General features: G+C 68.8%; 4 protein-coding genes and 1 pseudogene. 1 reads left to right on the forward strand and 4 read right to left on the reverse strand.

The features are described from left to right. The 4 genes and pseudogenes from I55_RS19795 to I55_RS19810 all read right to left on the reverse strand — a co-directional run. Nucleotides 1-432: pseudogene (locus I55_RS19795) on the reverse strand (sodium transporter); the annotation flags it as partial. 162 nt (nt 433-594) lie between these two features. Further along, the gene (locus tag I55_RS19800) at nt 595-1,224 is read right to left on the reverse strand and encodes a 2-dehydro-3-deoxy-6-phosphogalactonate aldolase (RefSeq protein ID WP_044562313.1); all 630 of its coding nucleotides are present in this window, start codon (nt 1,222-1,224) and stop codon (nt 595-597) included. Nucleotides 1,225-1,249: 25 nt separating this feature from the next. After that, entirely contained in the window at nt 1,250-2,194 is a 945-nt protein-coding gene (locus I55_RS19805) for a 2-dehydro-3-deoxygalactonokinase (RefSeq protein WP_044562311.1), read from the reverse strand. Between the two features lie 2 nt (nt 2,195-2,196). Then, nucleotides 2,197-3,930 carry an IlvD/Edd family dehydratase gene (locus I55_RS19810; protein WP_044562312.1) on the reverse strand — a complete coding sequence of 578 codons (1,734 nt, stop codon included), beginning with the start codon at nt 3,928-3,930 and terminating at the stop codon, nt 2,197-2,199. Nucleotides 3,931-4,336: 406 nt separating this feature from the next. Here I55_RS19810 and I55_RS19815 point away from each other — a divergent pair, with 406 nt between their 5' ends. Further along, a complete protein-coding gene (locus tag I55_RS19815) occupies nt 4,337-5,191 on the forward strand; it encodes an SDR family NAD(P)-dependent oxidoreductase (protein WP_083901267.1) in 855 nt (284 codons plus the stop codon). Nucleotides 5,192-5,320 lie beyond the last annotated feature (129 nt).

Genomic DNA, 5,320 nt, shown 5'->3' on the forward strand with positions numbered 1-5,320 from the left:
CAGCCAGAGGATGGAGGCCAGGTTGACGAAGACGTAGACGCCCAGCCAGAACACCGCCAGCGTCAGGCGCACGCTGGGGCCGTACCGCTGCTCCAGGAACTGGGGCATGGTGTAGATCTGGTTTTCCAGGAAGATGGGCAGGAAGTACTTGCCCACGATGATCAGGGTCAGCGCCGCCATCCACTCATAGCAGGAGATGGCGAGACCGATGGCGTAGCCGGAGCCCGCCATGCCGATGATCTGTTCCGCCGAGATGTTGGCGGCGATGAGGGAGGCGCCGATGGCCCACCAGGGCAGCGAGCGGCCGGCCAGGAAATAATCCTTGGCGTTCTTCTCATGGCCCACCTTTTCCCGCGACACCCACTGGGCCAGCAGGAAAATGAAGACGGCGTAGAATCCCACCACCGCGATATCGATCGTCGCCAAACCCATCGGCGTACCCCCCAGTTGTTATTGGTCCCCTCAGTCGCCGGGCGCCGGCATCCGCCGGCTTGGGCTTCCTCAGTTTCCAGTCCACTACGTTCCCCAGAAACTTCCGGCGGACGCAGTCGCGTCCTACAGCGGCACGAGTCCAATCTCGTGCCGCTGGTAATGTTAGGCGAGCTTCAGCGCGGCGCGCACAGCGGCCACCAGGCCGGCGGCGCGGTCCGCCATCTGGCCCAAATCCACGCCGGGCTTGTACAGGTCGCCGCCGGAGCCGAAGCCTGTAACGCCGGCGTCCACCCAGGGCTGCAGGTTGGCGGCGGTGACGCCGCCCACGGCGTAGACGGCGACGTCGGCCGGCAGCACGGCCTTCAGCGCCTTCACATGGCCCGGCGCGTGGCTGCTGGCCGGGAACAGCTTCAGGTAGCGCGCCCCGGCGCCGATGGCGGCGAAGGCCTCGGTCCCGGTGGAGAAGCCGGGCATGGACACCATGTCCAGCGACACGGCGCGGGCGATGACGGAGACGTCGACATTGGGCGAGACAATCAGCTGGCCACCCACCGCGCGCACCGCGTCCACCTTGTCCGGCGACAGCACCGTGCCGGCACCCACCAGGCACTCGTCGCCGAAAGTCTGCACCAGCCGCTCGATGCTCCGCAGCGGCTCCGGTGAGTTCAGCGGCACCTCGATGGCGCGAATGCCCGCGTCGTGCAGGGTGCGGGCCACGGCCACCACCTCATCGGGCGTCACCCCGCGCAGGATGGCCACCACGGGCATATGCTTCAACCAGGCTTCGGTCATGACGTGTTCCTTCACAGGCGGGCCTTCAAAGGCGGCGGAAATAGGCCAGCAGGCCAGCGGTCGACTGCTCGGCGCCGTCCAGCGCCAGGGCGGCCACGCCGTGGCTGGCCAATGCCAGGGTATATAGGGTGTTCAGCGCCGGCGCGCCCACCAGGACCACCCGCGTGGGTGCGGGGCGGCCCAGCGCGCGGTGCCGGGCCAAGGTGGCGGCCACGTCGCCGCCGATGATCAGCCCGGAGAGGAAGCCCAAGGCGTCCTTAGGCGTCAGCACGCCCGCCATCTGCCGGGCGCGGGTTTCGAACAGCAGATGCAGGACGTCGGCGCCCGCCTCAGCCACCCGGGCCAGACCCTGGCGGAAGCCGGCATCGGGCGTGCCGTCCCAGGCCGCGGCACCCCGCGCCAACGTGCTGTGCTTGGACAGCAGCGCATAGATCTCGCCCGACATGGCGGTGGTGAAGCCGGTGATGCGGCCGTCCGCCAGGTCCACCCACTTGGAGTGGGTGCCGGGCAGGCACAGCAGGTGGTTGCCCGTGGCCAGTACCGGATGGGTGATCAGGGCGCCCAGGACCTGCGTCTCCTCCCCCCGCATGACGTCGGGGGCGCCCTGCAGGTTGGTGGCCTTCACACCCGGCGCGATGTAGACGTCCCGGCCCCCTCCACTTTCAGAAGGCAGGTCGATGCGGTGCAGATGCCCCGCGATCTCCGCAGCCCCCGCCGGGGCGGCGGCATAGGGCACCTCCACCCAGCCCAGGGTGGAACCGACCATGCCGCACAACAGCAGGGGCAGCGCGCCATGGGCGGCGTCCCAGTCCGCCAGCAGGCCCCGCACCGTGTCTGGGAAGCCGCCCGCCGGCACGGCGGCGGCCCCGGGGCCAGCGCGGGTATCCAGCACGGTGCCATCGGCGTCGACCAGTGACAGGCGCAGGTTGCTGGTGCCCCAGTCGCCGGCGATAAAGACGGGCGCCGCCATGATCAGTGCGATTCCCGGGTCACACGGTCGCCGCTGGCTCCCACCAGGAAGTCCAGGTCGCAGCCCTTGTCGGCCTGCATCACATGCTCGACATGCAGGCGGTAATAGCCGCGGGCCGGAATGGCGGCGGCCGGCTGGGCGTCCAGTTCGGCCCGGCGGCGAGCCAGCTCGGCATCATCCACCAGCAGGGACAGGCTGCGGGCTGGGCCGTTCAGCTCGATCTCATCGCCCGTCCTCACCAGGGCCAGCGGACCGCCGGCGGTGGATTCGGGCGCCACGTGCAGCACCACGGTGCCGAAGGCCGTGCCGCTCATGCGGGCGTCGGAGATGCGCACCATATCCTTGACCCCCTTGGCCAGCAGCTTGGGCGGCAGGGGCATGTTGCCCACTTCCGGCATGCCGGGATACCCCTTGGGGCCACAGCCGCGCAACACCAGCATGGAGGTTTCATCCACCTCCAGGTCCGGATCGTCGATTCGGGCCTTGAAATCCTCGATGGTGTCGAACACCACGGCGCGACCGCGATGGGTCAGCAGCTCCGGCGAGGCGGCGTTGGGCTTCATCACCGCGCCGTTGGGCGCCAGGTTGCCGCGCAGCACCCAGATGCCGGAAACCGGCTTCACCGGATTGGTCCTGGGGCGGATGACGTCGTCGTTATAAACCTCGCCCTCCGCCACGATCTGGCCGATGGTCAGGCCGCCGACGGTGACGGCGTCCAGGTTCAGCCTGTCCTTGATCTTGGTCATCAGGCCCGGCAGGGCGCCGGCGTAGTGGAAGTCCTCCATCAGGTATTGGCCCGACGGCTGCAGGTCCACCAGCAGGGGGATGTCGGCGCTCAAGGTGTCGAAATCCTCCAGCGACAGGTCCACGCCCACGCGGCCGGCCAGGGCCAGCAGGTGGACCACGGCGTTGGTGGACCCGCCGATGGCGGCATGCACGCGGATGGCGTTCTCGAACGCGGCGCGGGTCAGGATGTGCGATGGCTTCACATCGTCCTTGACCATGGCGACGATGCGGCGGCCCGTCTCATGCGCCATGGCGCGGCGGCGGGCGTCCATGGCCGGCAGCGTGCCGTTGAAGGGCAGCGACAGGCCCATGGCCTCGATCAGGCAGGCCATGGTGGAGGCGGTGCCCATGGTCATGCAGGTGCCGGGGGAGCGGGACATGCCGGCCTCCGCCCCCATGAAGTCCTTCAGCGTCATCTCGCCGGCGCGCACCGCCTCGCTGAACTTCCACACGTCGGTGCCGGAACCGATGTCCTTGCCGCGATACTTGCCGTTCAGCATGGGGCCGGAGGAGATGACCATGGTCGGCAGGTCGACGCTGGCCGCCCCCATGATCTGGCCGGGGGTGGTCTTGTCGCAACCGCCCAGCAGCACCACGCCGTCGATGGGGTTGCCCCGGATCGATTCCTCGACCTCCATGGCCAGCAGGTTGCGGAACAGCATGGCGGTGGGGCGCATCTGCGTCTCGCCCAGCGACATGGCGGGAAATTCGACCGGCAGGCCACCAGCCTCCCACACGCCGCGCTTCACATGGTCCGCCACCTCGCGCAGGTGGGAATTGCAGGGGGTCAGCTCCGACCAGGTGTTGCAGATGCCGATGACCGGGCGGCCGTCGAACACGTCCCCCGGCAGGCCCTGGTTCTTCATCCAGCTGCGGTGGATGAACCCGTCGCGGTCCAGCTTTCCGTAGCTGTGCGCGCTGCGTAACGTCCGCTTACCCTCGTCGGCCATGTCGTACCGTTCACCCTTGGCGGCCCGGCGGGCCCCGATGCCTGAGGTGGGGGGTACGGCCGAGGATGCCACCCCAGGGCCTGACCGCCGAATGGTCACGACGCCTGGCCGCCTTCGGCGCTTGCCGGTGTCAGGCCTGATAGGCCGCCCGCACCCGTCCCCACCCCAACGCTGTTATAGTAGGAGGCCCGGGCGCATGTTCGCGGTATCCTACCCGCCAGGAAATGGCGGCACGACACCACGCGCGGCGCACAAGCTCCGGTTCGTGATATGATTTATCGGACAAAAATAGCCCCGTAAAGGGGAATTGCGGCCCTGCCGCCCTCGTCCTAACTATCCTTACGGTTCGGCTCCGCCGCGTTCCGGCCCTGACGCCCCCGTCTTTCCGGCCATTTTTGAGGTTTCCATGCCCGACAGCAACCAGCCCGCCACCGGCCCCATCGAGACGCCGGAGGATCCGCCCGCTGGCGCGCCCGAAGGCGTGACCCAGCACCTGTACCCGGTGTATGGCGACCTGGCGGGCAAGGCCGTGCTGATCAGCGGTGGCGGCTCGGGCATCGGCGCCTATCTCACCTACGCCTTCGCGGCCCAGGGCTGCCGCGTCGCCTTCATCGCGCTGCGGGAGCCGTCGGCCATGGCCCTGGTGCAGGCGGTGGAGGCCACGACCGGCCAGCGTCCCCTGTTCCTGCGCTGCGACCTGCGCGACGTGGAGACGCTGCAGGCCAAGGTGCGCGAGGCGGAGGCACAGATGGGCCCGTTTGAAGTGCTGGTGAACAACGCCGCCCGCGACGACCGCCATGCCACCGCCGACGTCACGGTGGCGGACTGGGACGACAACCTGGCCATCAACCTGCGTCCGCAGTTCTTCCTGGCCCAGGCCCTGGCGCCGGGCATGAAGGCGGCGGGCGGCGGCGCCATCGTCAACCTGGGCTCCACCGCCCACAACCTGGGCCTGGCGGGGTACCCCGCCTATGTCGCCGCCAAGGCCGGCGTCACCGGCCTGACCCGGGCCTTGGCCCGCGAGTTCGGCCCCGACGGCATCCGCGTCAACACCGTGGTGCCCGGCTGGGTCATGACGGAGCGGCAGCAACGCCTGTGGGTGACGCCGGAAGCGCTGGCCGAGACCCTGGCCGCCCAGTGCCTGAAGCGCCCCCTGTCGGGCGAGGACATCGCCAGCGCCGTGCTGTTCCTAGCCTCGCGCGCCTCCTCCATGATGACGGGGCAATCGCTGGTCGTGGATGGGGGGCGCACCATGGGCTGATCTGGGGCGCGTCAGAAAACCAAGCCTCATCAGAACATCGCGACAAAGCGTTACGTCATTAGAGCGGAACGCGATCAGGTGGAATCACCTGATCGTGTAAATCCGCTCTTTCATGAACAGGTTAGAGCG

The organism is Azospirillum sp. B4, assembly GCF_000333275.1.
Lineage (GTDB): Bacteria > Pseudomonadota > Alphaproteobacteria > Azospirillales > Azospirillaceae > Nitrospirillum.